This window comes from Deltaproteobacteria bacterium (assembly GCA_020845895.1).
Taxonomy (GTDB): Bacteria; Lernaellota; Lernaellaia; order JACKCT01; family JACKCT01; genus JADLEX01.
Genome location: JADLEX010000152.1, coordinates 1 through 2,661, shown reverse-complemented (window position 1 = coordinate 2,661; position 2,661 = coordinate 1). Strand labels below are relative to the sequence as shown.

At 61.7% G+C, this 2,661-nt stretch carries 2 protein-coding genes and 1 pseudogene; all 3 read right to left on the bottom strand.

Going from position 1 to position 2,661, the window contains the following annotated elements:
- Window positions 1–1,047: hypothetical protein (locus IT350_20200; protein ID MCC6160385.1), on the bottom strand; the 1,047-nt coding region annotated here is incomplete at its 3' end.
- Window positions 1,048–1,369: 322 nt separating this feature from the next.
- Window positions 1,370–2,440 (bottom strand): sulfate/molybdate ABC transporter ATP-binding protein, encoded by a 1,071-nt coding sequence (locus IT350_20195; protein MCC6160384.1) that lies wholly within the window; start codon window positions 2,438–2,440, stop codon window positions 1,370–1,372.
- Between the two features lie 81 nt (window positions 2,441–2,521).
- A pseudogene (locus IT350_20190) lies at window positions 2,522–2,661 on the bottom strand (sulfate ABC transporter permease subunit CysW).

The window sequence follows — 2,661 nt, the reverse complement described above, 5'->3', positions numbered from 1 at the left end:
GAAGTCGCCTTTGGCCACCTGCGCGATCACCGAGGACATCTCACGCAGCGGCCCGATGATCGCCGCGCCGATCTTCCACGCCAGCAGGACGCCGAGCACCAGCGCCACGACGGTGGACAGCAGGGAAATCATCGTCGCCTGACGATTCGATGCCTGCACGCGCTCGCCGAGAGCGTCCTGACGATCCTTCATATCCAGCTGCATCTCTTCGATCGACGCGGAGAGTTTTGGACCGACGATATCGAAATTCTCGTGCGTGATCTTGTTGATTTCGTGAATCTCGCCCACCAGTTCCGCCGCGAGCTTGTCGTACTCGGCAGCGGAAGCCCGGGCCGCGTTCACCGAGCGTTTTGAATCGGCGGCCTGAAGTAGGGAATCGAGGGACTTCAGGTGTTTTATCAGCGCGAGATTCTGCTCTTTCGCGGTCTCGAAGTACTTGTCATCACCCTCGTCCAGGAATTTCACGACGTACAGGCGCATGAGCAGGAGTTCGCGGATGGCTTCGGCTGCCAGGCGGGTAACCTGCACATCGCTTCCCGCCGCGGCGGAATGCATGACCGAGGCGACCTCTTTCTCGATGTCGACGCCGATCTGCCCCAGTGTACCGACCTGACTATCCCGCTTCGTCCGCAGTTCGAACACCTTGTCCGAACCGGTTCGATACTCCGCCATCATTTTTCCGACGCTCTCGAGATCCGCTAGACACTCGTCCCGCAACGCCCCCGGCGGCACCTCGGTGGAGCAACGCGTTTTCGCCTCCTCGATCGATTTTCCCGCGGTTTCGAAACGTTCTCCGAAGGATTTCACGTGCTTTTGATCGCCGGTTTCGTTGAAGGTTCGCATCGACAAGCGAAACGCAAACGCCGCCGAGTCCACGCGGGCTAGCGAGTTGCGCACCCGCGCCGTGGCGCGATACTCATCGTATCCATGGCCCGCTTTCGTCAAACCCCATTCGCCGATAGCCGCCACGACGACCATGAGCGCCAGCACGACCCCGAATCCCATCTTGATCTTTTTGGACAGCATCCAGTTGTTGAAATTGAACATGTTTCTCCCCGTCCGTCCGGTCTTTACGATCCGAAAGAGTTTTGCGCGCCGCTTCTAGGATTTTGGGTCGCCCTGACCCTTAGCTATTTGATGTATCGGCGGAGCCACGGAATTCGATTAGCAAAATTCTTCATTTCCGAAGCTGACCAAGATCCGTTCGAAAACTCTCCGAAATTAGTAATCCATGCGGGAACTGATACCCGAATTGCGGCAAACGTGAGTGGCAATCAGGCGAGTTCGGCGGCACTCCGGCGAATCGAAATTCACGCACCGCGACGACGAAAACAGAAGGAGCGAGGAATTTGCGGGGAATCTGAAGTTATTATGAGATCTCTGCGTTTTCCGCCGTGAATACCCGTGCGGCACCGGCGGAAACATATACTCTGTCCCCTTTCACGAGGCCGAGCTGCGCGTGGCGTTCCTGCGTGATTTCCACGTCCGCGCCGCCGCCCCATTCACCGGTGATCTCAACACGCACCTGCGGTCCGGCGGCGAGGATGCGCACGACCTCGGCCCGGAATGCCGGATGGCCGGGAACGGGTTCGCGCGTGATATCCATGAGGTGCGGACGCATGGCGAGCACGACGTCGGCGTCCGCGCCCGAAACCGGCACGTCGACAGGGACATCGCCGACAAACGCTCGGCCGTTTTCGACGCGACCGTGAAACAGGTTCACGTTGCCCAGGAAACGGTAGACGAACAGGTCCGCCGGGTGCGCGTACACGTCCTCGGGCGTGCCCATCTGCACGATGCGCCCCTCGTTCATCACGACGACGCGGTCGGCCAGTTCCAGTGCCTCCTCCTGATCGTGCGTGATGAAGACGCTCGTGATGTGCAGTTCGTCGTGCAGGCGACGCAGCCATTTGCGCAGTTCTTTGCGCACCTTGGCGTCGAGCGCGCCGAAGGGCTCGTCGAGCAGCAGGAGATTGGGCTCGACGGCGAGCGCACGGGCGAGCGCGACGCGCTGGCGCTGCCCGCCGGAGAGATGATGCGGGTACTTGTCGGCCAGCCAGTCGATCTGCACGAGACGCAGCAGCTCCATCACCCGCTCGCGGATCTGCGCGCGGCTCGGCCGCCGAGCGCGGGGCCGCACGCGCAAGCCGAAGGCGACGTTTTCGAAGATCGTCATGTGGCGGAACAGGGCGTAGTGCTGGAAGACGAACCCGACGCGGCGTTCCTGCGCGCGGCGCTCGGTGACTTCCTCGCCATGGAAAAAGATGCGGCCCGCGTCGGGGGCTTCGAGCCCCGCGATCATGCGCAGCAGCGTCGTCTTGCCGGAGCCCGACGGCCCGAGCAGCGCGACGAGCTCGCCCGTTTCGACCTTGAGATCGACGTTGTTCACCGCGCAAAACGTCCCGAAGGTCTTGGTCATGCCTTGGACTTCGATGCTCATGGGGAAGTCTCCTCGGGGCTCATGGTGACGGCTCCTCGGGTCTCATGAGGCGAGCTCCCGGGTCGCGCCATCGAGGTGCGTCTCCCGGCGCGTGGCCCATTCCACGAGGCTCTTGAGCACGAGCGTGGCGAGGGCGAGCAGCGTGAGCAGGGAGGCCATCGCGAAGGCGGCGACGAAGTTGTATTCGTTGTAGAGAATCTCGACGTGCAGCGGGATGGTGT